General features: G+C 49.1%; 19 protein-coding genes. 10 read left to right on the plus strand and 9 right to left on the minus strand.

Going from position 1 to position 23,736, the window contains the following annotated elements; all coding sequences use genetic code 11:
* Window positions 1-3 precede the first annotated feature (3 nt).
* A complete protein-coding gene (locus ACYVFD_RS16405; RefSeq protein WP_461091326.1) occupies window positions 4-798 on the minus strand; it encodes a type III pantothenate kinase in 795 nt (264 codons plus the stop codon).
* 593 nt (window positions 799-1,391) lie between these two features.
* Between ACYVFD_RS16405 and ACYVFD_RS16410 the strand changes: the two genes are divergently transcribed.
* The 3 genes from ACYVFD_RS16410 to ACYVFD_RS16420 all read left to right on the plus strand — a co-directional run bounded on the left by ACYVFD_RS16410 (window position 1,392) and on the right by ACYVFD_RS16420 (window position 5,465).
* Window positions 1,392-1,715 carry a T9SS type A sorting domain-containing protein gene (locus ACYVFD_RS16410; protein ID WP_461091350.1) on the plus strand — a complete coding sequence of 108 codons (324 nt, stop codon included), beginning with the start codon at window positions 1,392-1,394 and terminating at the stop codon, window positions 1,713-1,715.
* A gap of 436 nt (window positions 1,716-2,151) precedes the next feature.
* The gene (rho, locus tag ACYVFD_RS16415) at window positions 2,152-4,356 is read left to right on the plus strand and encodes a transcription termination factor Rho (protein ID WP_461091327.1); all 2,205 of its coding nucleotides are present in this window, start codon (window positions 2,152-2,154) and stop codon (window positions 4,354-4,356) included.
* 176 nt (window positions 4,357-4,532) lie between these two features.
* On the plus strand, window positions 4,533-5,465 hold the full coding sequence (locus ACYVFD_RS16420) for a sugar phosphate isomerase/epimerase family protein (RefSeq protein ID WP_461091328.1): 933 nt from the start codon (window positions 4,533-4,535) through the stop codon (window positions 5,463-5,465).
* A 104-nt stretch (window positions 5,466-5,569) separates the two neighbouring features.
* On the opposite strand, the gene folE is transcribed toward ACYVFD_RS16420, so the two are convergent.
* Together folE and ACYVFD_RS16430 are read right to left on the minus strand one after the other, a co-directional pair.
* Window positions 5,570-6,328: a GTP cyclohydrolase I FolE gene (folE, locus tag ACYVFD_RS16425; protein WP_461091329.1), complete on the minus strand. Its 759-nt coding sequence runs from the start codon at window positions 6,326-6,328 to the stop codon at window positions 5,570-5,572.
* A complete protein-coding gene (locus ACYVFD_RS16430; RefSeq protein ID WP_461091330.1) occupies window positions 6,291-6,752 on the minus strand; it encodes a 6-pyruvoyl trahydropterin synthase family protein in 462 nt (153 codons plus the stop codon). Before ACYVFD_RS16430 ends, folE begins: the two co-directional genes overlap by 38 nt.
* Before the next feature lie 292 nt (window positions 6,753-7,044).
* Between ACYVFD_RS16430 and ACYVFD_RS16435 the strand changes: the two genes are divergently transcribed.
* The 4 genes from ACYVFD_RS16435 (at window position 7,045) to ACYVFD_RS16450 (ending at window position 11,983) form a co-directional block, all read left to right on the plus strand.
* On the plus strand, window positions 7,045-8,151 hold the full coding sequence (locus ACYVFD_RS16435) for an MBL fold metallo-hydrolase (protein ID WP_461091331.1): 1,107 nt from the start codon (window positions 7,045-7,047) through the stop codon (window positions 8,149-8,151).
* A 78-nt stretch (window positions 8,152-8,229) separates the two neighbouring features.
* Window positions 8,230-9,591 (plus strand): Gfo/Idh/MocA family protein, encoded by a 1,362-nt coding sequence (locus tag ACYVFD_RS16440; protein WP_461091332.1) that lies wholly within the window; start codon window positions 8,230-8,232, stop codon window positions 9,589-9,591.
* A gap of 101 nt (window positions 9,592-9,692) precedes the next feature.
* Window positions 9,693-10,910, plus strand: coding sequence for a sugar MFS transporter (locus ACYVFD_RS16445; protein ID WP_461091333.1), 1,218 nt, complete (start codon window positions 9,693-9,695; stop codon window positions 10,908-10,910).
* Window positions 10,910-11,983 (plus strand): mevalonate kinase family protein, encoded by a 1,074-nt coding sequence (locus ACYVFD_RS16450; protein WP_461091334.1) that lies wholly within the window; start codon window positions 10,910-10,912, stop codon window positions 11,981-11,983. The genes ACYVFD_RS16445 and ACYVFD_RS16450 overlap by 1 nt, the downstream gene beginning before the upstream one ends.
* Before the next feature lie 60 nt (window positions 11,984-12,043).
* On the opposite strand, the gene ACYVFD_RS16455 is transcribed toward ACYVFD_RS16450, so the two are convergent.
* Together ACYVFD_RS16455 and rbfA are read right to left on the minus strand one after the other, a co-directional pair.
* Window positions 12,044-13,267 carry an ABC transporter permease gene (locus ACYVFD_RS16455; protein ID WP_461091335.1) on the minus strand — a complete coding sequence of 408 codons (1,224 nt, stop codon included), beginning with the start codon at window positions 13,265-13,267 and terminating at the stop codon, window positions 12,044-12,046.
* Between the two features lie 68 nt (window positions 13,268-13,335).
* Window positions 13,336-13,710 carry a 30S ribosome-binding factor RbfA gene (gene rbfA, locus ACYVFD_RS16460; RefSeq protein ID WP_461091336.1) on the minus strand — a complete coding sequence of 125 codons (375 nt, stop codon included), beginning with the start codon at window positions 13,708-13,710 and terminating at the stop codon, window positions 13,336-13,338.
* Between the two features lie 198 nt (window positions 13,711-13,908).
* Here rbfA and ACYVFD_RS16465 point away from each other — a divergent pair, with 198 nt between their 5' ends.
* The 3 genes from ACYVFD_RS16465 (at window position 13,909) to ACYVFD_RS16475 (ending at window position 18,098) form a co-directional block, all read left to right on the plus strand.
* Window positions 13,909-15,321, plus strand: a complete 1,413-nt coding sequence (locus ACYVFD_RS16465) for a hypothetical protein (protein WP_461091337.1) — start codon at window positions 13,909-13,911, stop codon at window positions 15,319-15,321.
* Window positions 15,322-15,413: 92 nt separating this feature from the next.
* Entirely contained in the window at window positions 15,414-16,211 is a 798-nt protein-coding gene (locus ACYVFD_RS16470; protein ID WP_461091338.1) for a queuosine precursor transporter, read from the plus strand.
* 114 nt (window positions 16,212-16,325) lie between these two features.
* A complete protein-coding gene (locus tag ACYVFD_RS16475; protein ID WP_461091339.1) occupies window positions 16,326-18,098 on the plus strand; it encodes a purple acid phosphatase family protein in 1,773 nt (590 codons plus the stop codon).
* On the opposite strand, the gene ACYVFD_RS16480 is transcribed toward ACYVFD_RS16475, so the two are convergent.
* From ACYVFD_RS16480 to ACYVFD_RS16495, 4 genes are all read right to left on the minus strand, one after another.
* Window positions 18,099-18,893: a 6-phosphogluconolactonase gene (locus tag ACYVFD_RS16480; protein ID WP_461091340.1), complete on the minus strand. Its 795-nt coding sequence runs from the start codon at window positions 18,891-18,893 to the stop codon at window positions 18,099-18,101. It abuts the gene before it with no gap.
* A gap of 29 nt (window positions 18,894-18,922) precedes the next feature.
* Window positions 18,923-20,134 (minus strand): N-acetylglucosamine-6-phosphate deacetylase, encoded by a 1,212-nt coding sequence (gene nagA / locus ACYVFD_RS16485; protein ID WP_461091341.1) that lies wholly within the window; start codon window positions 20,132-20,134, stop codon window positions 18,923-18,925.
* 122 nt (window positions 20,135-20,256) lie between these two features.
* Entirely contained in the window at window positions 20,257-21,573 is a 1,317-nt protein-coding gene (locus ACYVFD_RS16490) for a sugar MFS transporter (RefSeq protein ID WP_461091342.1), read from the minus strand.
* Window positions 21,574-21,859: 286 nt separating this feature from the next.
* Entirely contained in the window at window positions 21,860-23,227 is a 1,368-nt protein-coding gene (locus ACYVFD_RS16495) for a Gfo/Idh/MocA family protein (protein ID WP_461091343.1), read from the minus strand.
* Window positions 23,228-23,736: the final 509 nt, after the last annotated feature.

The raw sequence follows: 23,736 nt of genomic DNA on the forward strand, positions 1-23,736 counted from the left end.
AAACTAGGTATGATTATCTGGCGTATTCGCTTGTAAATTATCAACATTATAGCGTAAAATTCGATTCAACCCAATCAATACCAAGTTTGGGACTGCAAATATCGGGGGTTTCAGACGACTTTCAAAGGCGGGGCCATCTCCCCCACACAGTAAAACCACAATCCCTGGCCGTTCGGCCCGATACTGCTCAATAATCCCATTCATTTCAAATGTTAGTCCATTCAATACACCGCTCTGCATGGCAGCCTGTGTATTCTTCGTAATAAGCCCTGGCCACTCCATCGGTGCTTCGACTAACGGCAGCCGGGCAGTCTGTTCATGCATAGCCCGGAACCGCATCCGTAAACCCGGCGAAATCAACCCACCCTGAAACACAGCATTGCTGTCGATCAGATCGGCCGTCAGACAGGTCCCCAGGTCAAGAATCAGGCAATCCTGTTCTGGATACAAAGCCATAGCCCCTACGGCAGCCGCTACCCGATCGGCCCCAAGCGTTTGGGGCGTATCGTACGCTTTACGTATGGGTAACGCCGTTTCACTGTTCAGCACGATAAAATTCCGTTGTAGCCCTTTGAAGCCATTTTGAATTTCATCGGCTGGCCGACTGGTCGATGACACCAGTACATGCGCTACTGGCTGATTGTCCCATTCGGCCAATAGCGCATCGGGAGTCGCATAACGTACCGTTTTTAGTAGTGTTTCACCATCGAACCAAGCGGCCTTCAGGCTTGAGTTTCCCCAATCAACAACCAGATTAAGAGCTGTTGATGGATAAATAGGGTTTGTATTTGTCTGCATTCGTATACGCAAGTGCAACGCTGATCGAGCGCACAAAATTTGTAATTCTTTCTTGTTTTAAGGATTTTTAACGGCAACATTATCTCATTCACCCAGCCCTTCCGGCCTTTGTTTGTGTATGCACGTGCTCATACGTTTTCTGCCACTCGTATTTCTTTCCGCACTGATGAGTTTCGCCCCTTCATTCCATCACATGGTCGACGGGCACTAGCAGTACTTCTATTACGGTTTCGCCCACCCAGTCGACAACGTATTCGGCGGTCCGCACAGTAAGCGGTGCCAGTTCACAAACAGCATCTGTAAGTCTGGCGGTATTTCCACTGCCAACAGCCGGAGCAACTAATACAGGCCCTTACTTCGAAAATCAGTCCATTCAGCTTATGGCTACGGGAGGAATCAGTTATGGCTAGACAGGCCCTGTTAATTTTACCTCATCTGTACAAAACCCGGTTATTCCGGCAGCGAAGGCCGGCCAGTCAGGTACGTATACAGTCGCAGTCAGCTCTGCAGATGGCTGTGTCAGTAAAGCGCAAACCACGGTGATAGTCAACCCATTATTGGCTGTTACAACCCCAACAGCATATGCCAGTTGGGTGTTTCCAAATCCGGCCAAGGAGCAGGTTTTGATTCGCTCGTCGCTCCCAGGTGAGCTGACTTTTATTCTGTTCGACGCAACCGGCCACGAAATTTTGAAAAAATCTTTTTACCAATCTACCGAATTACGTACTGACAAATTACTGAAATCCGTATATTTCTATCGCATTAGCAACGATCAGCGAACACTAAGCGGGAAGTTGATTATTGAATCAACACAATCACTGCTTCTAACTCTTCGCCATTGTCAACTTTCCTCAGTTTTCAATCGTACAATTAATGCATCCTACGCAACAGATTTATTGAATCGGACGTATTCGTAGAAACTCATTTTTTTATGTAAAAAGGAAACATTTCATTTGAAATAACGTTCTCTTGACAAGACTGCAACAAACTATTACCTTTGCTACCATCACGAGTCGGTAGATAGGGGTTTAACAAGAACTCATAGCAACGGCAGATCATCGTCACGGCGAACCGCCATTTTCCAAACGTTTTCATAATCATCTCATCTGGCCTCCCCAGACGGTTATAGTTGGAATCGGCAAACCATCCCAAGTTTTATAAATTAGATTAAATTCTGTTCCAGTACATAAGTAAATAAATCGGTTGAGGTTAACTTGATTAATCTATTGCCCCACGCAGCCCATATGGGTCTCTTAACTCGCCTATCACTAAAGCGGTTTCTTACTATCAACAATCCCCAGGTTCCATCATCACCGCGCAGGCGGTTCTTTTAAGGTTTATTACCTGACCTTTATGTTCAAGAAAGAAGAATTAGACAAGAAGTCCCGCGAGGAACTTCACCCCATTGCCGAGCAATTCGGTATTCGTAATATTTCTAAATACACCAAAGAAAAACTGGTTTACGAAATCATAAAACAACAGTCGGAACAACCCGGTCAAGCTGAAACTGAGGCCGTAGCTGCTCCAACTGAAGCGCCTAAACGTGGCCGTCGCCAGAAGCCTGTAGCTGAAGCTGCTACTGCTGAAGTAACACCTGTTACAGAAACCCAGCCGGTAGAGCCTACGCCCGTTAATGAGCCGACTACGCAACCCCGTCAACGAGCTCGGCGTGAACGTCCGGATACTGCACAATCGAGTACGCCCCCCATCGAAGCGACCGAAAGCGCACCATCGATACCAGTTGTTGAAAACGTAGCGCCAACACCGGCACCTGAACCAGAAAGTACGTCGGCAGAGCCGACCGCCGAACCATCACAATCGTCTCGACCGCAACGCGATAACCGGGACTCGGGTCCACGCAATGGCCAGTTCAATCAGCAGGGAAAAAATCGGATGGAAAGCCGACGCGAAGGCGACGAAGGCGGAAACGCATCAGATCGGTCGTTCCGGCAGACTACACCCCGCAACGACCGGGACCGGAACGGACGCCAGGACCAAAATCAGCCACGCAATGGCCGCCCCGAATGGCAACGGGACAATCGCCAACGGTTCGACGCCAACCGCGATCGTACTGAAGGCGGATCGGGTACGAGCAATCCCAGAGATAACAATCAGCGTCGGGAACCCCGTCCACGGACCCAACGGATGGCTACCGATGAGTTGACTCTTAATTACGGAGGGTCGGCTGAAGACGATTTCCTGACACCAACCGTTGTAACGGAAGATACGGCACCCAATATGCAATCGGCCGGAGAGCCTGAAGTTTCGGTTAGCGATTCAGCGCCTGGCTCGGCAGAAATGACCACTGATATACAGCCCGACCCAAATCTGCCGGTCGATCCGGGTCAGCATACTCAGGCGCAGCTTAATCAGCCTAGCCGCGAAGCGCAGGAATATCAGAACCGCATCCGTCGTCAGTACAATCAGCACATTCGGGAATTCGATGGGATTATCGATAACGAGGGTGTACTGGAAATCATGTCCGACGGTGGCTATGGTTTCCTCCGCTCGGCTGATTACAACTACCTGGCCAGCCCTGATGATATTTATGTATCGCCTTCGCAAATCAAGCTGTTTGGTCTGAAAACCGGTGACACCGTTCGGGGAGCCATTCGTCCGCCCAAAGAAGGAGAAAAATACTTTGCTCTCCTGCGTGTATCGACCGTAAACGGTAAAACAACGGAAGAGATTCGAGATCGTATTCCATTCGAATACCTGACCCCTCTGTTCCCGGAAGAACACATTCGGTTGAGCACCCGGCCCGAAAACTATTCATCGCGGGTACTGGACTTATTTGCGCCAATCGGAAAAGGTCAGCGCGGTATGATTGTGGCTCAGCCTAAAACGGGTAAAACCGTCCTGCTGAAAGAAATCGCCAACGCCATTACGAAAAACCACCCCGAGATCTACCTGATTGTCCTGCTGATTGACGAACGCCCGGAAGAGGTGACCGACATGGCTCGTAGCGTCAACGCCGAGGTCATTTCGTCAACTTTCGATGAACAGGCTGACCGGCACGTGAAAGTGTCGAGCATGGTGCTGGAAAAAGCAAAACGGATGGTCGAATGTGGTCACGACGTGGTTATTCTGCTCGACTCCATCACTCGTCTGGCCCGTGCATACAACACGGTAGTACCTTCGTCGGGTAAAATCCTGTCGGGGGGTGTGGATGCCAATGCCCTACACCGTCCGAAGCGATTCTTCGGCGCAGCCCGGAATGTTGAGAACGGCGGTTCACTGACTATCATTGCCACAGCCCTGATCGACACAGGTTCGAAAATGGACGAGGTAATTTTCGAAGAATTTAAAGGCACAGGTAACATGGAACTTCAACTCGACCGGAAACTTGCCAACAAACGGGTTTACCCAGCCGTTGACGTACTGTCATCGGGAACCCGCCGGGAAGACCTGCTGCTGGACAAAGAAACCTTACAGCGTGTCTGGATTCTGCGTAAGCACATGGCCGACATGAACCCCATGGAAACGATGGACTTCCTGCTCGAACGCATGAAAGGAACCCGTACCAACGAAGAGTTCCTGATTTCGATGAACCGATAGGCCGCTTTCCTGTTAGTTTTATAACAAACAACCCACATAGGTAAGCTATGTGGGTTGTTTGTTATAAGCCATCGTAAACAAATAATCTATAACAAGTATTTCCGCGCGACATCTTGCTTTTTCGGCACAGAAAGCGGTTCAATACCGCCAAATCAACCTGTAAAACCTATTGCGTGATGACCACTAATCGTCGTTCATTTCTGAAACAAGCGGCTGGCTCTCTGGCTGGTATGGCTGTTTTGCCTGCTGCCTTTGCCGAAGCGCCTGCCAAAAAGATGTTTTTCGATATTTCACTGGCCGAATGGTCACTCCATAAAGCGTTGTTTGGCAAGAAGATCACCAATCTGGATTTTCCGGCCATCGCTCGTAAAGAATTCGACATCAGCATTGTAGAGTATGTTAACCAGTTCTTTAAAGACAAAGCACAGGACAAAACGTACCTTAACGACCTCCTAACGCGCTGCAAAGACAACGGCATTACCAACCACCTCATTATGATCGATGGGGAAGGCAATCTGGGCGCTACCGATGCCGCCGAACGAGCCAAAGCGATTGAAAATCACCATAAATGGGTCGAATGCGCCAAATATCTGGGCTGTAAAACCATCCGGGTCAACGCAGCCGGACAAGGTACTGCCGAAGAGGTGGCTAAAGGAGCCATCGATAGTCTGAGTAAACTAGGCGAATTCGCTAAAACGATGAATATTAACGTTATCGTTGAGAATCACGGCGGCTACTCGTCCAATGGCGAATGGATTGCGAACGTGATGAAGCAGGTGAATATGAAAAACGTAGGCACCTTACCTGACTTCGGCAATTTCTGCCTGAAGCACAGCCCCGGTAAAGATTTTGCCTGCATCGAAGAATACGACCGCTATAAGGGTACGCAGGAAATGATGCCATTTGCCAAAGGCGTATCGGCCAAGTTTTACAACTTCGATGCCAGCGGCAACTGCGTCGAAACGGATTACAACCGCATCATGAAAATCGTGAAAAGTAGCGGCTTCAAAGGCATTGTTGGCATTGAATATGAAGGCAATACCCTGGAAGAATACGACGGCATCCGCAAATCTAAAGCGCTGCTGGAACGTGTAGGACCAATTGTTTAATAGTAACGCGGCTGGAAAGCCGTGAAGCCGAAGGCTTACAGGGTAAAGCACTAATTGCTGCTACCTATAAACCTTCGGCTTCACGGCTTTCCAGCCGCGTTACGTTAAATCGTCACACTAGGCTGGGTTACAATGCGGAGCAACTCCTGCCGGGTAACTTCGTCTGCAAACTTACCGCTATACGATGAGGTGACCGTCGAGCTGTTCACGTCGCGTACGCCCCGCGTCGATACGCAGAGGTGCTTGGCATCGATGATCACAGCGACATCATCCGTTTTCAGTACCCGTTTAAGTTCATCGGCAATCTGAACCGTCAGCCGTTCCTGCACTTGAGGGCGTTTGCAGAAGTACTCCACAATCCGATTCAGTTTCGACAGCCCGATCACCTTACCACTCGATATATACGCTACATGCGCTTTGCCAATGATGGGCACGAAATGGTGTTCGCAGTAGGTCTGAACGGTAATATCTTTCTCGACCAGCATTTCGTTGTACCGGAACTTATTGTCGAATAAGGTCACGTCAGGTTTGTTAGCTGGGTTCAGGCCGCTGAACACTTCTTTTATGTACATTTTGGCCACACGCCGGGGCGATCCTTTCAGACTGTCGTCGGTCAGGTCAAGGCCCAGGATGTTCATAATTTCCCGGAAATGCTCCTCTATCAGATCGATTTTAAAGTCGTCGTCCAGTGCGAACGCATCGGGGCGCATCGGCGTATCAATGGCCGCAGCACCGTGCGCATCACCAATCTCATCCAGTAATTCGTCGTGCTGGTGCCCGTTAAAACTATGACCGTTTTGATGGATGTCCTCTACAGTCCGGCCATTAGACGGGGTACTCGACGAAGTTCCGTTCAGTTTCATACAATCTGATTTTAAGGTCTAAGCTGTCGCTCAGATAAGGACGTAAAATGGTATAAATGACAATGGCAATGTTCTCGGCCGATGGATTCAGGTCCGCAAACTCTTCGGTATCGAGGTTAAGATTCTTATGGTCGAAGCGACTGATCACATGCTGGTTCATCAGGTCGCCGAGGTATTTCATATCAATAACATAACCCGTTTCGGGGTCGATCGGCCCGGTTACCTGGACAATCAGATCGTAGTTATGACCATGAAAATGCGGATTGTTGCATTTGCCATACACCCGAGCGTTTTTCTCATCCGACCAGTTTGGGTTGTTCAGACGATGAGCCGCATTGAAATGTTCTTTCCGAAATACAGCCACTCGGGGAGTATTCACCCTGGCGATGTCCGTTCCGGGAACATCTATGTTGGAATTTTCCATAAAAAGACCAATCGAAAAACTTTCAATCAACCTGTCGTTACAAAGTATGTGTACAACACAGGCAGACAGCAGAACGTGTAGCCAGGACGTTCTTTCGTATGCAGTTGATAGCTGACTAACCAGCTCCGGGCAATTTTTGTTCAACGTTTATTGATAAATATTAAACAAAACAAATCGAACAACCATTGCACCGTTTCAAGAGCATAACACCCACCCATCCGGTATTGTTCCCTCTTATCCATTCCCTTTACAATGATGGGAACCTCAATCAGGACCTACCCGTTTTGTCTCCATGAAACGTTTACGAACTACCATGTTAGTTTTCACCCTGATTGTCCTTGGTTTAGTAGCCTCCACCGTCATTTTCATGCAACAAAGTCCGTTTGGCAGCGACCCCGCCGATGCCCGACTTGAACGAATCAAACAATCGCCAAACTACCGCGACGGTGCCTTTCAGAATCTGGAGTTGACACCTACCCTGCGCGAAGGCGCATCCTATATGGCAGTAATGTGGGAAAATCTGAACAAGCCAAAAAACAACGTTCCCCCTCGCCCAATACCCACTGTCAGAACGGATTTAAAAACCTTAGCTGATGAAAAGCCTACCATTGTCTGGTTTGGGCACTCATCGTATTTGATCAAATCGAAGGGCGTTAGCATTCTGGTCGACCCGGTTTTTAGCGGTAATGCATCTCCTGTGTCGTTTTTTGGTAAATCGTACCCAGGTTCAGATGCGTATGGGGTCGACGATATGCCGTCCATCGATTATCTGATTCTGACTCACGACCACTACGATCACCTGGATTACCTCACCGTTAGCAAACTGATTCCGAAGGTTAAGAAAATTTATACGGCGCTGGGTGTAGGGGCTCACCTCGAAAGCTGGGGTGCCAAACCCGATCAGATCGCTGAATTTGACTGGTGGGAACGTCAATCCGTTGCACCTGACATTGAGCTAACGGCTACGCCTGCCCGGCACTTTTCGGGTCGAAGCTTCGCACGGGGTCGAACACTCTGGACCAGCTTCGTACTGAAACTTCATGGCTATAATCTGTTTGTGGGGGGTGATTCGGGCTATGGAAAACACTTTCAGGAGATTGGCGATAAATTCGGGCCGTTCGACCTGGCGATTCTGGAATGTGGGCAATATGGGCGGGACTGGCCGAATATTCATATGTTTCCCGAAGAGATCGTCACAGCCGCCCAGGATTTGCGTGCCCGTACCATTCTGCCGGTTCACTGGGCCAAGTTTTCACTGGCTATGCATGCCTGGAATGAGCCGATTCAGCGACTTCTCAAAAAAGCAGAGCAGCAGGGTATGGATGTAACGACCCCGCACATTGGCGAACCTGTAGTGCTGAATGCGTCCTATCCTCGGACAGTTTGGTGGAATTTCTGATTAAGTGAACGTTAGATATGGTTTTTAGACTAAAACGTTTTTCTTTGGGTTGTTAACCGACATTTGCAACACACTAGCATGCAAAACCCTAACCGACGTCAGTTTATTCGAGCAGCGACCCTTACCGGAACGGCCGCATCCGTTTTTCCAACTATTCTTACCGGTGCCAAACCTGCCGATCCCAGAGTTCGGTTAGCCTTCATTGGTGTTGGTGCCCGAGGTCGTAGTCACGTAGCCCAGGCTTTGTTTCGCGATGATGTGGATATAACGGCCATCAGCGATCCTGACCCGGAAGCGATCAGCCGCACCAAAGCCATGATCGCCAAAGCAGGGCGCAAAGAACCCGCCGTTTATGACAAGGGCAGAGAAGCGTTCCGCGATATGCTCAAACGTGACGATATCGACGGGGTTGTGATTGCTACCCCCTGGGAATGGCACGTTCCGATGGCGGTTGCGACCATGAAAGCGGGCAAATATGCGGGGGTAGAAGTTTCGGCAACGGTTACACTAAAAGAGTCGTGGGATCTGGTCGATACATTCGAAAAAACGGGTTCTCATTGCATGATTCTGGAGAATGTATGTTACCGGCGTGATGTACTGGCCGTGCTCAATATGATTCGACAGGGGATGTTTGGCGAAATGCTCTACGCACACTGTGGCTATCAGCACGACCTGCGCAATATTAAATTCAACGATGGAAAATCCATTGGTGGCGTCGGTGCTGAATTTGGCGCAAAAGGCTATTCGGAAGCGCATTGGCGTACCCAGCATTCGGTAGATCGAAACGGCGACCTCTACCCTACACATGGTCTCGGCCCTGTAGCACATTGGCTCAATATCAATCGGGGAAATCAGTTTGTCCGTCTGACGTCAATGGCAACCAAAAGCCGGGGGCTGCACAAATACGTTGTCGATAAAGGCGGTGCTGATCACCCAAACGCGAAAGTCAACTTCAAACTGGGCGATGTGGTAACCACCATGGTCCAGTGCGCCAATGGCGAGAACATCGTTATCATCCATGATACCAACTCCCCCCGCCCCTACTCGCTGGGTTTCCGGGCGCAGGGCACACAAGGCATCTGGATGGACGATAACGATATGATTTATCTGGAAGGCACAAGCCCGAAGCCCCACAACTGGGAGCCCTTTGCGGCTTATCAGGACAAATATGATCACCCCCTATGGAAGCGACATACGCAAACTGCCGAAAACGCAGGCCACGGCGGTATCGACTTCTTTGTACTTCGGGCGTTTATCGAATCGGTGAAAACCAAAACACCCCCGCCTATCGACGTGTACGATGCCGCCGTCTGGAGCGCCATTAGCCCGTTATCAGAGCAGAGTATAGCCGGTGGCAGCAAATCGGTCGAAATACCCGATTTCACCCGTGGCAAATGGAAAACCAACAAACCCATTTTCGGACTTACTGACAATTTCTAAGCCGGGATGGCTACAGGATTGAAAAGATTGGCAGGATTTTGTTAACATTGGAATTCATTTCGTGGAAATAAAATCCTGCATCCTTAAAACCTATAGAAATCTTGGTTCAGGCACCTTCTAAAACCCAGAATTATACGGGTCCTCTGCTCATCATTGGGGCTCTTTTTTTCGTTTTTGGCTTCGTAACATGGACCAATAGCGTGTTGATGGCCTTTTTCAAACAGGCCTTTAACCTCAGTACAGTGGCTTCGAGTCTGGTAGCCTCTGCCTTTTTCATTTCTTATACGCTGATGGCCATTCCATCATCGGCTGTGCTCAAACGCACTGGTTTCAAGAATGGCATGTCGCTGGGTTTATTGATTATGGCCGTTGGAACGCTGGTTTTCGTACCGGCCGCCCGTGCGTTTTCCTACCCGCTGTTTCTGGTCGGCCTGTTTCTGATTGGCGTTGGCCTGACGGTTTTGCAGACAGCTTCGAACCCATACGCCACCATCCTTGGTCCCCGCGAGAGTGCCGCCCAGCGTATTAGTTTTATGGGAATCGCCAACAAAATGGCGGGTATTATCAGCCAGCGGGTATTTGGCGGGTTACTGCTCACCGGAACCAGTGTAGCTGTGGGCCCACAGAGCCTTGAAAAAGTAGTAACTCCCTATCTGGTTCTAACGGGTGTTCTGATTCTGCTGGCTGGATTAATCCGTCTGTCAAGTTTGCCGGAAGTATCAGAAGAGCAGGAGGATTCACCGTCTGATGCGACCGCTCACACGAGCGTATGGCAGTTTCCAAACCTGGTTCTGGGCGTAATCGCCTTGTTCTGCTATGTTGGCGCTGAGGTTATTTCGGGCGATACCATTATTAACTATGGCAAGGCTATTGGCTTTGGCAACGACGAAGCCAAGTATTTTACGGAGTATACACTCTATGGCCTGCTAGCCGGTTATCTCCTTGGTATTGTAGCAATTCCGCGCTGGATTTCACAACAAAATGCGCTTCGATTTGGAATGATTCTGGCCTTGATTCTGACGGTTGGGGCTTTAGTTACCGATGGGTTTACCTCTATCCTTTGCATTGCCCTACTTGGTTTTGCCATTGCTCCAGCCTGGCCAGCCATCTGGCCACTGGCTCTGAACCGGTTGGGGAAATTTACCAAAATTGGTTCTGCTTTACTGATTATGGCTATTGCCGGTGGCGCTGTACTTCCTCCGCTACATGGCTATCTATTTGACCATATCAGTCCTAAACTGGCCTATGCGCTGCTGCTGCCACTATTTACTTTCATCCTTTATTATGCCACAGTAGGCTATAAGAAAACGAGCTGGTAATGGCGATTACAGCATCCACTCCTGGGCGTATCTGCCTCTTTGGCGAACATCAGGACTATTTAGGGCTACCCGTCATAGCAGCCGCTATTTCGCGTCGGATTCAGGTGTCAGCGCATACAACGCCCCAGTTGGGATTCCGACTGGAGCTGCCCGACATCCAGTCATCGATTGATATTCCGTTCGATGGTCAGCCACTCACCTATCCGCAGATCCGCGATTATTTCCGGTCGGGGGTGAACGTGTTATTGCGCGAAGGGTTTACCTTTTCGAAAGGGATTGAAGGCGAAGTACGGGGCAATATCCCGATCAATTCGGGTACATCCAGTTCATCGGCTCTGCTGGTTACCTGGCTCAACGTGTTGACTCAACTGGCCGATCAACCCCGGCAGCTTTCGCAGGAACGCCTGGCCGAACTTGCCTACGTGGCCGAAGTGCTGGAATTTGGCGAACCGGGCGGCATGATGGATCATTACTCAACCGCCGTGGGCGATGTGATCTATCTGGAATCACAACCGAAGATCCATCTGGAAAAGCTCCACCCTTCATTAGGCACATTTGTTCTCGGCGATTCGCAGGAGCCAAAAGATACTATTGGTATCCTGAAACGGGTGAAAATGGGGATGCTCGACATCATTCAAAAACTCAAATCGATCAACCAGGCGTTTTCACTAACCGATTTCGAGATTACCGAAGTAGGTGAATTCAAGGACTTTCTGAGTAAAGACGACTACATGCTACTGAAAGGGAATCTGTCGAACCGCGACATCCTTCGGGAAGCCTTAACGGTTTTACAAGACGAAGATGAGCTGGATCATGTCCGTTTTGGCAAACTACTCACCGACCACCAGACGAACCTTCGGGAAGCGCAACGAATCAGCACCCCAAAAATAGACCGAATGCTGGATGCCTCGCTCAAAGCGGGTGCGTTGGGTGGCAAAATTAATGGTTCAGGTGGGGGCGGTTGTATGTTTGCCTACGCGCCCAACGAGCCTGAGCGCGTAGCCGAAGCCATCGAACGCGAAGGTGGCAAAGCATATGTGATTACAATTGATAAGGGAACAAGCGTTGAATAAGTTTATGGTAGTTGGTTTACGCCGGGCCGTCGTTACGGTGGGCTGACGTAAACCAAATACTTATTCCACATTAGCCGCTCGCTGGGCTGGAAACCAGGAAGTTAATATCGTAATCAGAACAACAAGAACACCTGTCAGGGCTATATCGCCCCATTGAAGATGTACCGGGTAGGCATCGACGATTGAATCGATCAAACCCATACCCACCAGTCCGTAGCGCTCCTGCGCCAGGCAGAGCAACACACCCAAAATCAATCCGCCAACGGCACCTGTTAACGCAATGATAGCTCCCTCGGTCAGGAAAATGCGCCGGACCATGGTCTTGGTAGCTCCTAAGGCAAACAGAATCCGGATATCAGCTTTTTTCTCAATGACCAGCATCGATAACGAAAAGAAAATGTTGATCGAAGCCACCAGAATAATAAACGACAGGGTAATGGCAACGAACAGTTTTTCGACGTAGATAGCCCGGTAAAGGTCAACGTTCAGGTCGTCGCGGCTTTGCACCATCAGGCTATTGCCCGACGCAAATTTGTCTAAAACGGTTTGGAGAGCCTGTTTAGCCGTCTGCTCGTTTGTACCTGGCTGTAGCTGAATTTCAAGGCTGGTTACCTCATTAGGAGCATATCCGAATAGCTCACGGGCAACGGACAACGGAGCCAGCACAAAGTTGTCGTAACGCGACTCAATAAAAAAGACGCCCGAAACGGTAAGTCGTTCCCGGCTGAACGCATCTGGATTGAGTACGCTCAGTGTTTGCCCACTCTTTGGGTAGAGGACTTCCAGGGGCGTCAGAATATCGACCGGCGAAATGCTCAGATCATGACGAACACCCTCAGCCACAATGGCATAATTAGCGCCATCCTTGTGGAGCAGTAACCGTCCTTCAAGCAAAGCAGAGTCGAGCTGTTGCCGTTGCAGGTAGTTCTCATCGACACCTTTTAGTCGGATAACGGTCTGGGCGTTGGCATACCGCGCCAGTGCATTATCCTGCGCTATGGACGATAGCAGATAAACGCCCGGCACCTTATGCAACGCTGCCATCAAGGCAGGGGGAGCCATAAATCGCTTGCCCTGCTTCGGCGAAATGGTCATATCGGCCTCGAACGACTTAAAAATCTGCCGATTCAATTCTTCCATCCCGTTAAACACCGACAGCACAACCACCAGCGCCATCGTGCCAATCCCCACCCCGAGCATCGACATAATGGACAACCAGCTAATAAAACTGCGTTTTTTGCGAGAGAAAAAATACCGACGGGCAATCCAGGTGGGGAGGTTCATTTTTCAATTTTGAATGAGTGAATGAGTGAATAATTGTTGTGTCAGCTATTCACTCATTCAAAATTCGTTCACTCTTCATCTTCTTCCGGTGCTGGGGGAATGTCGAGTCCGGCGAAGAGTTTGTCCATCTTATCGGCGTATTCGGCCGTATCGTCAATAAAGAAATTCAACTCGGGGACGATGCGGAGCTGATGCCGGACCCGGTCGCCGAGGTGCTGCCGAATCACTTTGCCTTTCTCCTGGATGGTTTCCAGCAAAAGAGCTTTATTCTTCGTGGCCAGAAAACTCAGATAGATGCGAGCCACGCTCAAATCGGGCGAAACGCGCACATTCGTAACGGTAATAAACGCTCCATTGAACAAATGCGGCACTTCGCGTTGAAAAATTTCGCTTAAATCCTTCTGAATCTGCCGGGCTACCTTCTGCTGTCTTTTCGATTCCATAGTACCTGGTGCTTAATCTATTTTGCAAATATCCACCCATTTTTCCATTCTGCCGAAATTGACTGTAATTTTACATCAGGTGTCAGTTTACGATTTGCAGTTTTCGCTGGGCCGTCGCTACGGTAAGCTGATGCAATTGTTGCTGTCACTATACATGATGGTGCGTCAGCCACTGTAAACTGTAAACTGGTATTTACTTTGCTTCGTTTTTTTCAATCATATTTTTCCTACCTGTACGTCAGTTTGCTGGGACTGCTGGTTCTGATCCGATTGCCGCTCCTGCTGAATTCGTTTCCCCTGTTAACGCCCGAACTGAACTGGATGATTATCGGGGAACAGATCAATCAGGGAGATTTGCTGTATCGCGACATCTGGGATAGTGTCAGTCCCCTATCGGCGCTGGTGTACTGGGGGCTCGATAGCCTGTTTGGCCGATCAACTATGGCCCTTCATGCAGCCGCTTTACTGGTTTCGGTGTTCCAGATCGTTTATTTCAATTACCTCTGCAACAACCGCGACCTTTACCCGGATCGGACGTTCTGGCCGGGTCTTATTTATATGCTGTTCATGCATATATCCTACGATTGCCTGACGCTGTCACCGGTACTGATGTCGACCAGTTTTTTATTACTGGCATTTGGTACCCTTACCCGGCAGATGGATCGCCGAGGGGTTACCGACGAAGTATTTGAAGTTGGTTTTTATGTCGGTATTGCCGCTTTATTTTACCTGCCATCGGCTCTGTTCATTATCTGGACCATGTTATCGCTGCTGTTTTATACGGGGGCATCGTTCCGGCAGTACTCCTTGTCGTTTTTTGGCTTCTTGTTTCCGATTGCCGCGACCGTACTATTTTACTATCTCTACGACAGTCTGGACGATTTTAATCGAAACTTGCTGGCATCGGTATTTCGGGTTCGTCAATATTCACTATCCGATTTCCAATCGCTGCTGGCCTCCCTGCTGATTCCATTGGGATTAGGCATTCTGGGCTTTTTGACGTTGTTGAACCGAGGTAACCGCTATGTCAATTTTCAACAGCGAATCCAGCAGATCATGGCGCTCTGGTTTGTCATTGCCTTCTTAACGATTGGTCTGATGCCCTTTCTGGCTCCTATGGTTTTTATAAGCTTTGTGCCGCCGATGGCCTATTTCACCTATTATTATTTTGAAGGTATCCGTCGGGTATGGCTGGCCGAACTTACGTTTCTGACTGCGTTTTTGCTGGTTCTCCTGCTCTTTTATCAGGGTGCTCTCGGGTTGATTCCGGGGGCCGAGCTGGGTCGGTTGAGCAGTTTACAGGTACAGGCCTCCCCCCTGCCTGGCGATATTCGGAATCAACACGTACTTATCATCGGCGAAGACCTGAGTGCCTACCGATACAATCGGCTGGCAACACCCTATCTAAACTGGGATTTGGCTAAGTATGACCTCAAAAACCTTGATAACTACGAGGCCGTCATCAATGTATTCGACCATTTCCGAAAAGATCCACCCGATTATATTGTCGACCGCGAAAAAGTGGTTGAAAAGCTATTCCAGCGCATTCCGGCATTAGCCAGTCAGTATGAGCCAACGTCTGTAGCCGATGTGTATAAGCGAAAAAATTAATTCTCCGTCGATAGCCATCCACCAATCGTGATGTATCTTGCCATTGCTCCAACCAACTCTCACCCAACGATTACGGACTAACGACTAGCTCTATGCCTTCCCCTTCCTACTCATTTACAAATAAACGCACGAATCTATACATATTTTTGAGTGCAATTTTTCTGACCAATGCGTTGGTAGCCGAAATCATTGGCGTTAAAATTTTTTCTGTCGAAACGTTACTGGGTACAAAACCGGCACAGATTCACTTGTTCGGCGACTTTATTCTGGATTTCAATCTGACTGCCGGTGCGGTTATCTGGCCGTTTGTATTCATCACGTCTGATATCATCAATGAGTACTTTGGCAAAGCGGGTGTTCGGCGAATTTCGTTCCTGACAGCGGGCTTTATCGGGTACAGCTTCCTGATTATTTATGTCGTCACAACGCTGCCCCCGGCCCAGTTCTGGCTCGACGTCAATGCGAAGGATGCTGCGGGGAACGCGATCAATATCAACAATGCTTTCCAGATGATTTTCCGGCAGGGGCTGGGCATCATCATCGGTTCGTTGACGGCCTTTCTAATTGGTCAGATTCTGGATGTGTATGTGTTCCATTCACTCCGGCGCATAACGGGAAGCCGTAAAATCTGGCTCCGGGCCACGGGCTCCACACTGGTATCGCAGCTCGTCGACTCGTTTGTTGTCCTTGGTATTGCCTTTTATATTTTCGGCAACTGGTCGTTAACGCAGGTGCTGGCAGTAGGAATTATTAATTATATTTACAAAGCCACTTCGGCTGTTGTGCTGACCCCCATCCTGTATGTGGCGCACTATTTCATTGACCAATATCTGGGCAAAGAACACGCCGAAGAACTGGCCAATGAGTCGGCCATGAGTTCGTTTATGTAGCGTTGAAGTAACCTACGAATTAGCCTATCTAACACCCTTCCAACCTGATTTATTAACAGTCTAGTGAAGAATTTCAGGAGCAGTCTGTCAGTATGGCGGCTCCAACGGTTGGCTATGAGAATAGGTTTAGGCGTCTGGTTGTGTCTGATTTATACGTCAGTACAAGCGCAGTCCATTACACGAGGTCCTTATTTGCAGCTCGGTTCGCAAACGAGTGTTTCGATCCGTTGGCGAACCGACGTTCCTACCGTTGGGCAGGTCATGTACGGGCTTTCGGCGGGTAGCCTTACCCATAGCGCAACTGAGCCGGGCAGTACCACCGAACATGAGATCAAATTAACGGGCCTGACCAGCGACACGCAGTATTTTTATAGCGTTGGCACCACCGGTCAGGTGTTACAGCAAGGCACAGACAATTATTTCCTGACGGCCCCGTCTACGACAACCCGGCGAAAGATTCGGGTGATTTCGTTTGGCGATTGTGGCATGAACCCCGCCAACAATCAATCAAACGTTCGGGATGCGTTCCTGAATTTTCGGGGAGCTACACCGACCGATTTATGGATGCTTATGGGCGACAACTCATACGATGGTGATGATGCGGCCTATCAGGTGAATTTTTTTGCTCCCTACCAAACCAGCCTCATGAAGAATACTATGCTGTATTCCGTGCCGGGCAATCACGACTACAGCAACAACTTAACCCTGGCGGCCTCACACAATATTCCTTACTTTTCCATATTCAGCCTACCAACCAATGCTGAAAGTGGCGGAACCCCTTCAGGCACTAAAGAGTGGTATTCGTTTGATTACGGGCCTATTCATTTTGTAATGCTCGATGGATTTGGTACCCGTAATGTGGCTGGAAACGACATTCGTTTCTATAGCGATACAACCAATCACCCACAGGCCATCTGGTTGAAACAGGATTTAGCGGCCACCAATCAAAAGTGGAAAATCGTCTATATGCATTTCCCGCCCTACACCCAGGGAAGCCATAATTCCGAAACTGAAGCCGATCTGGTTGCTATCCGTCAGCGTATTGCCCCGATTCTCGAACGATTTGGTGTCGATATGGTTCTGATGGGTCATAGCCACGATTATGAACGCTCCTATCCGCTTCATGATCAATACGGCCCTATGAGCGATTTTACCGCCAATCAGTCGGCCTATATTTATCCTGAAGATCGAGGGTCTGGGCGTTATGATGGCTCTTCGAATTCATGCGCTTATAAAAACACATCGGCGAAAAAGAAGCAGGGAACGGTCTATGTCCTAGCGGGTTCAGCCGGAGCGTTAGGGTATAACCCAGCCCTAAATCCACATCCGGTGATGGCTTCGACTCAGCGAACGCCAGGTGGCGCTCTTTATTTCGAAGTAGAAGATAACCGACTCGATGCCAAATTTATTCAACCCAACGGGGGCACCTATTTCATCGGTGATCAGTTTACGGTCATGAAAGATGTAGACCGAACACAAACTATATCGGTCCCAGTCGGTCAATCAACTACACTTACCGCTTCATATATCAGCGATTACCAATGGAGCAATCCTGCCGATGGGACTTTTTCAGCAACAACCCGTTCGATCACCATCACACCTACGCCGGGCACCTCAGCCACCTACGTGGTGCGTGACAGCAAAAGCTGTGTCCAGGACAGCTATACGGTGATCAGCGCAGGCATGATGTTTACCGTAAAAGCGGGAATTTGGACCGATCCCAGCGTCTGGTCGGGCAACCGGGTTCCGACGAGTGCCGATGCCTTACAGCTAAAACATATCGTGAGCATTCCTGATAATACCGAAGTACATGCCCAAAAAGTAACCTACGATCCGGGCATTAAGGTACAGTTGGGTAATCAGTCAAAACTTTGGCTTAATCAATAGTCACGACACCTCGCTGGACAGCCATTTTTGGGCGCTATCCTGGTCAATAAACAGACTGGCATTCGCATGTTGCCGTAAAATCGTTGATGGATACGGTTCCTGAATCGTGTCGGTGAGTGTGTGGTAAATGGCTTCCGCTTTGTGGGCAGCGGGTACCATACAAAATACCATAGGTGCTTTAACCAGTGCCGGAATTGTCAGCGTAAGTGCATATTCAGGAACCTGCTCCAACGAAGCAAAACAACCGTCGTGAACCTGCTGCATGCGGCTGGTCAGATCAAGGTCTATTTTTTTGATCAGCACTGGATCGTTGAAATCGGCTACGTGCGGATCGTTGAAGGCGATATGGCAGTTCTCGCCAATACCCATACATACTATATCGGTCGGAAACTCATTCAGCAAGGCTTCGTAGCGGGCACATTCTTCTACAGGATCGTTGTTACCGTCGATGTAGTAAATGGCCTTCAGCGGTACCTTATCGAACAGTTGATTTTTCAGGTAATTAGCAAATCGTTGGGGAGCATTGTCAGATAGTCCGACATACTCATCCATATGAAAGGCATTGATACGGTTCCAGGCAATGTCGGGTTGTATAGCCAAAGCATCCAGAAACTCATTCTGCGAAGGGGCTGCGGCAAACACAATATTGACAATGGGTTGTTTTTCCAGTAACGAACGAATGGCTGTTGCTGCCGCGATAGCTGCATTTTCTCCCAGCGCTTGCCGGTTTTTATAGAGGCTTACCTTCAGTTGATCGACCTTGAATGAGCGGAGTAACGAATCGTGAGTAGTCATACGGGAATAAAAAAGGGGACAGGCTTCCGTTAGTGAACCGGATGCTGCGTTTGCATAAAGATGTTAGGATTAGAAAAGATAGGTTTTCCCTGAACGAACGTGGCATTGACGGTAAAGTCGTTATCGAACAGGACAATATCGGCATCTTTACCGGCTACCAGCGACCCTTTTCGGGAATCGATGCCCATGATGCGGGCGGGTGTGGTGCTTGCCATTCGAACGGCATCCAGCACCGATACCTCGGCCAGCTTCACCATATTTCTGACCAGTTGATTCGTAGTGGCCACACTGCCCGCAAAAGCCGTTCGGTCGGGCAATTTGGCAACGCCGTCTTCAACAAGTACGGCCAGGCCATTTTTAAGCGAACCTAACGTGCTTTCCCCTTCGGGCATACCAGCGGCTCGCATGGCATCGGTGATCAGGGCAATCCGGTCGGGGCCTTTTACTTTGTAGACTAGTTTGAGTAACGGAGCGGGCAAATGAATGCCATCGCCAATCAGCTCAACGTCCAGGTCGAGCAACAGTGCGCTTTCAATGACACCTGCATACCGAAAGGCATTCCGGCGGGTAACACCCGACATGGCTGAGTATAAGTGCGTAACCAGCGAATATCCATTTTCGTAGGCGATCAGGACATCATCATAGAGCGCATCGGTATGGGCAATGGCTGCCAGGATGCCTTTCTGCCTTAGTCGTTGGCCAAAGGCAATAGCCCCTTCCAACTCAGGAGCCGCACTCCAACGCACAATCGATGATGAATGACTCAGAATACGTTCGTATTCCGCAGGGTTGGGGTTTCGTATGTAGCGCGGGTCCTGTGCTCCCCGTTGGCTTAGGGCGAAATACGGACCTTCCAGATGCACGCCCAGCATTGCTGATCCTTTGGTATTGACCCGATTTGCCGACTCAAAAGCGTCCAGCGTTTGTAACAGATCGTCGAGTTCGGCAGTAAGTGTCGTAGGAACCAGTGTAGTCGTTCCGTATTGGGCGTGCAATTCGGCAATGCGCAGAAAGGCTTCTTCGGTACCATCCATGAAGTCGAAACCACCCCCACCATGCACATGAATGTCAATAAAACCCGGTGCTATAAACTGTCCTTTTGCATCAATTTCGATAGCCTGGGGTACGTCGACCGATCGCTCATGAACACCCAGAATGACTCCGCTTTCTATGACCAGGGTTCCGTTTGGAATAGCCCGGAAAGGTGTCAGGATGGTTCCATTGGTTAATTTATAGCGCATGGTTTTTGTAATGGAAAACGAATAATGTACAATGGATAATGTAAAACGTGAAACCATCTCCATTATTCATTGTACATTATTCGTTTTCCATTATTCATTTTCCATTGTACATTATTCATTTATTAAAAGCTCCAGCGTTTGATTTTGTGGCCATACACGGCATAATAAACCAAATACAGGTAGCAGGGTAAAAGCACCCAATAGGCTGTACGAACATCGAATTTATCAGCAAAATAGCCGTAGACAACGGGCATGATGGCGTTTCCGCATAAGCCCATAATCATAATAGATGCGCCAATTTTGGTAAAGCGCCCTAATCCGTCGAGCGCTAGTGGCCAGATACCCGCCCATACCAGGGAATTGGCCAGTCCTAGCAGCACGACAAACCAGATCGAAATATCGGCGGTATGCCCTAGAAACGTGACAGTGCCATGCGTAAAAATGATAAGCAAGGAAAATGTCATACCAAGTAATGTGCAGAAGCGCAGCGCATTGACCTGACTAATAAACCGGGGAATGGTAATGATGCCAATCAGGTAACCGCAGATGGTACAGCTAAGCGTATACGACGGAAACGTTTTAGCTTTCAGGAGGTCGATACCCATGGAGTTGGCGTACCCGATTATGGTGTCGATAGCGATGACCTGCGACCCTACGTGCAGGAAAATAGCGACAGCCCCCAAAATCAGGTGTGGGAATTGAAGGATGCTGGACTTTCCGGCATTGGCAGTAGCTATTTCGGCATCCTCGTGTTCGGTGTCGATTTCGGGTAAAGGCGACCGGTAAACCAGATAACCCAACACAAACAGGAATGTGCCCAGGATAGAATAGGGTGTGATAACCCGCCGAACCAGCTCGTCGAGGGCGGCTCCCCGTTCAGACGGACTCATGGTATTGAGCTGGGCAAATAAATCGGTATCGGTTGGGCGAAGGATAACAGCCGCAAAAATCAGGGGAGACAGAATACCAGCCGCTTTGTTGCAGATACCCATCATACTGATTCGTTGGGCAGCCCGCTCTTTGGGCCCCAGGATGGTGATATACGGATTGGTAGCCGTTTGCAGAATAGCTAAGCCAATGCCAATCGTAAACAACCCCATCAGGAAAATACCGTAGGTCCGGGTCATAGCGGCCGGTACGAAAATGAAGGCCCCCAGCGCCATTGCCCAGAACCCAACCATCATTCCCTTTTTGAAGCCGACAACTCTGAGCAGATACGACGCCGGTACCGACATGATAAAGTAAGCAATGTAGAACGCAAACGCGACCAGATACGCCTGAAAACTAGTCAGTTCGCAAGCGATTTTGAAATAGGGAATCAAAATAGAATTGACCCACGAAATAAACCCAAAGATGAAAAACATCAGCCCGACCAGAAAGATCGAAATCGTTGTTTCCCGTTTGCTGAGTACACCAGCCTCAATGCTTAACGTTGCCATTTGCTTGTTGAGTTATTACTAGTAATTCGTTGTCATTAGTACAGTGTAAACTAAGTTTTCTTGTATTTTTCTGTCATTCCGACGAAGGAGGAATCTTCGGATGAGTCTAGTTTTTCTCCCTTACCCGAAGATTCCTCCTTCGTCGGAATGACAGAAAACTTAAATTACAGTTTATTTAGCCTTCGGCTGTCATTCGTTGTCATTCCTTCCTAACCGGGTAATGTAAAGCACGACGAACGGTTATCAATAGCAATGAATGACAACAAATGACCATCAATGACCAATTTTAAATCGTCGGCTCCCACCCTTTCTCGTAGTCGCGCTGCCAGAATTTCTGAGCGGCTTTGTTATTCAGAATATGCCCATTCTTTGAGTCGATTTCCAGCGTTCCACCCGACCTTAGGGCAATATTGCCTAACTGACACAGCAACGTACTTTGATGGCCACCAACAATGCCCGATGCAAGGGGAGCGCCTTTTTTAATACCATCAACGAAGTTTTGAAGATGGGTAGCATCGAGCGCCTGCGACGGATTCATTTTATTACGTGGATCAATCGGCAGGTCGTTTTTTACTTCTTTCACCAGTTTGTTGTCGAGGTCGAAGATTTTATAGGCATTGCCACCTCCATATACTAGCGACCCTTTTTCACCATAAAACGTAACGCCGACATCGCTACCTTCAACCGTGCGCCCATTGCAGCTGCGCCCTTCCCAGGTCATGGCCGTGTTGTTGTCGAATGTAAGGCTGATTACCTGCGTATCGGGCGTTTCCCAGTCATCTTTGTACCGGTAACGACCACCCAGCGACACCACTTTATTGGGGTACTCAACACCCAGCCCCCAGCGCATCAGATCGAGCATGTGGGTGCCGTTGTTCAGGGCTTCGCCCGTACCCCAGTGCCAGAACCAGTGCCAGTTGTAATGAATGACATTGTCTTTATACGGACGTCGCGGTGCCGGGCCTTGCCATAGATCGTAGTTCAGCCAGGAAGGAACGGCCTGCTGCTTACCAATACCGATGGTAGCACGGTTGTTGGTGTACCAGCCTTTGGCAAAATAAGGCCGACCGATGGCGCCATTCTGAACGTCCTGAATCGCCAGCTTAACATTGGGCCAGGATCGGCGCTGGTTGCCCATCTGGATTACGTTTTTATGCTTTGCCGCTACAGCTACCAGCAATTCACCCTCATGAGGATTATGGCTACAGGGTTTTTCGAGATAAACGTGCTTGCCTGCTTTTGATGCCAGAATAGCGGCTGGAGCGTGCCAGTGATCGGGAGCCGCAATCACCAGCGCATCTATATCTTTGTCTTCAAGAGCTTTTCGAAAATCGGGCTCGTTTTTTGGTTTGCCTGACTGGAGTCCAGCTACGGTTGTAATGGCTTTTTCGGCAGCTCGCGTGTCAACGTCGCAAATGGTGGCCACTTCGCAGTTGGGTTGTAGCGCAAAATTGCTAGACAAAGCCAGCCCGCGGCTATTGACACCCATCATTCCAACGCGGACTTTCTCGTTGGCTCCCAGAATTCGCCCATAACTTTGGGCACTAAACCCCGGCAGTACGCCCCCTGCCGACAGCGCAACAGTGCCGACTAGTGTTTTTTTGATGAATTCGCGACGGGTGTCGGTTGCGGGTTCATGTGCAGCGTTTTTCATGACAAAACTTTTGACAAACAGACTATTGTTGATTAGAGAAGCGTAGTAACCAGCCTCTTGAACAACAGGCAGTTACAGGTTACAGGCGCAACATTTTGACTTAGGACGGAGTGACTGGCTGACATAGCTTAGTTTTTTCGGGTTTTCAAATCGTTCGCACTGACCCCGAAAAGCCGTTACAAGGGCCGATTCCCCCTATTGACTCCTCGTTCTCAGAAGATTTTTTTGATCGGCTCCTACTCAGTACAGTGTAATGTAAGTTTTCTGTCATTCCGACGGAGGAGGAATCTTCGGGTAAAGGAGAAAAACTAGACTCATCCGAAGATTCCTCCTCCGTCGGAATGACAGAAAAATACAAGAAAACTTAGTTTACAGTGTACTAAGTACACTGTAAACTAAGTTTTCTTGTATTTTAGGTTTTCAGGATTGACCTTCACATACTGGCTGTTCATGGTATCTCTGGCTTTGTCCACCGTGAACTGCCAGTGAATCTTGACCTGCTTCTGATT

It is taken from the genome of Spirosoma gilvum, assembly GCF_054776815.1.

Bases quoted from the DNA above. Each gene is read 5' to 3' on its own strand.
- ACYVFD_RS16405 (WP_461091326.1), bottom strand. From the start codon at position 798: ATGCAGACAAATACAAACCCTATTTATCCATCAACAGCTCTTAATCTG.
- rho (WP_461091327.1), top strand. From the start codon at position 2,152: ATGTTCAAGAAAGAAGAATTAGACAAGAAGTCCCGCGAGGAACTTCAC.
- ACYVFD_RS16420 (WP_461091328.1), top strand. From the start codon at position 4,533: ATGACCACTAATCGTCGTTCATTTCTGAAACAAGCGGCTGGCTCTCTG.
- folE (WP_461091329.1), bottom strand. From the start codon at position 6,328: ATGAAACTGAACGGAACTTCGTCGAGTACCCCGTCTAATGGCCGGACT.
- ACYVFD_RS16430 (WP_461091330.1), bottom strand. From the start codon at position 6,752: ATGGAAAATTCCAACATAGATGTTCCCGGAACGGACATCGCCAGGGTG.
- ACYVFD_RS16435 (WP_461091331.1), top strand. From the start codon at position 7,045: ATGAAACGTTTACGAACTACCATGTTAGTTTTCACCCTGATTGTCCTT.
- ACYVFD_RS16440 (WP_461091332.1), top strand. From the start codon at position 8,230: ATGCAAAACCCTAACCGACGTCAGTTTATTCGAGCAGCGACCCTTACC.
- ACYVFD_RS16450 (WP_461091334.1), top strand. From the start codon at position 10,910: ATGGCGATTACAGCATCCACTCCTGGGCGTATCTGCCTCTTTGGCGAA.
- ACYVFD_RS16455 (WP_461091335.1), bottom strand. From the start codon at position 13,267: ATGAACCTCCCCACCTGGATTGCCCGTCGGTATTTTTTCTCTCGCAAA.
- rbfA (WP_461091336.1), bottom strand. From the start codon at position 13,710: ATGGAATCGAAAAGACAGCAGAAGGTAGCCCGGCAGATTCAGAAGGAT.
- ACYVFD_RS16470 (WP_461091338.1), top strand. From the start codon at position 15,414: ATGCCTTCCCCTTCCTACTCATTTACAAATAAACGCACGAATCTATAC.
- ACYVFD_RS16475 (WP_461091339.1), top strand. From the start codon at position 16,326: ATGAGAATAGGTTTAGGCGTCTGGTTGTGTCTGATTTATACGTCAGTA.
- ACYVFD_RS16480 (WP_461091340.1), bottom strand. From the start codon at position 18,893: ATGACTACTCACGATTCGTTACTCCGCTCATTCAAGGTCGATCAACTG.
- nagA (WP_461091341.1), bottom strand. From the start codon at position 20,134: ATGCGCTATAAATTAACCAATGGAACCATCCTGACACCTTTCCGGGCT.
- ACYVFD_RS16490 (WP_461091342.1), bottom strand. From the start codon at position 21,573: ATGGCAACGTTAAGCATTGAGGCTGGTGTACTCAGCAAACGGGAAACA.
- ACYVFD_RS16495 (WP_461091343.1), bottom strand. From the start codon at position 23,227: ATGAAAAACGCTGCACATGAACCCGCAACCGACACCCGTCGCGAATTC.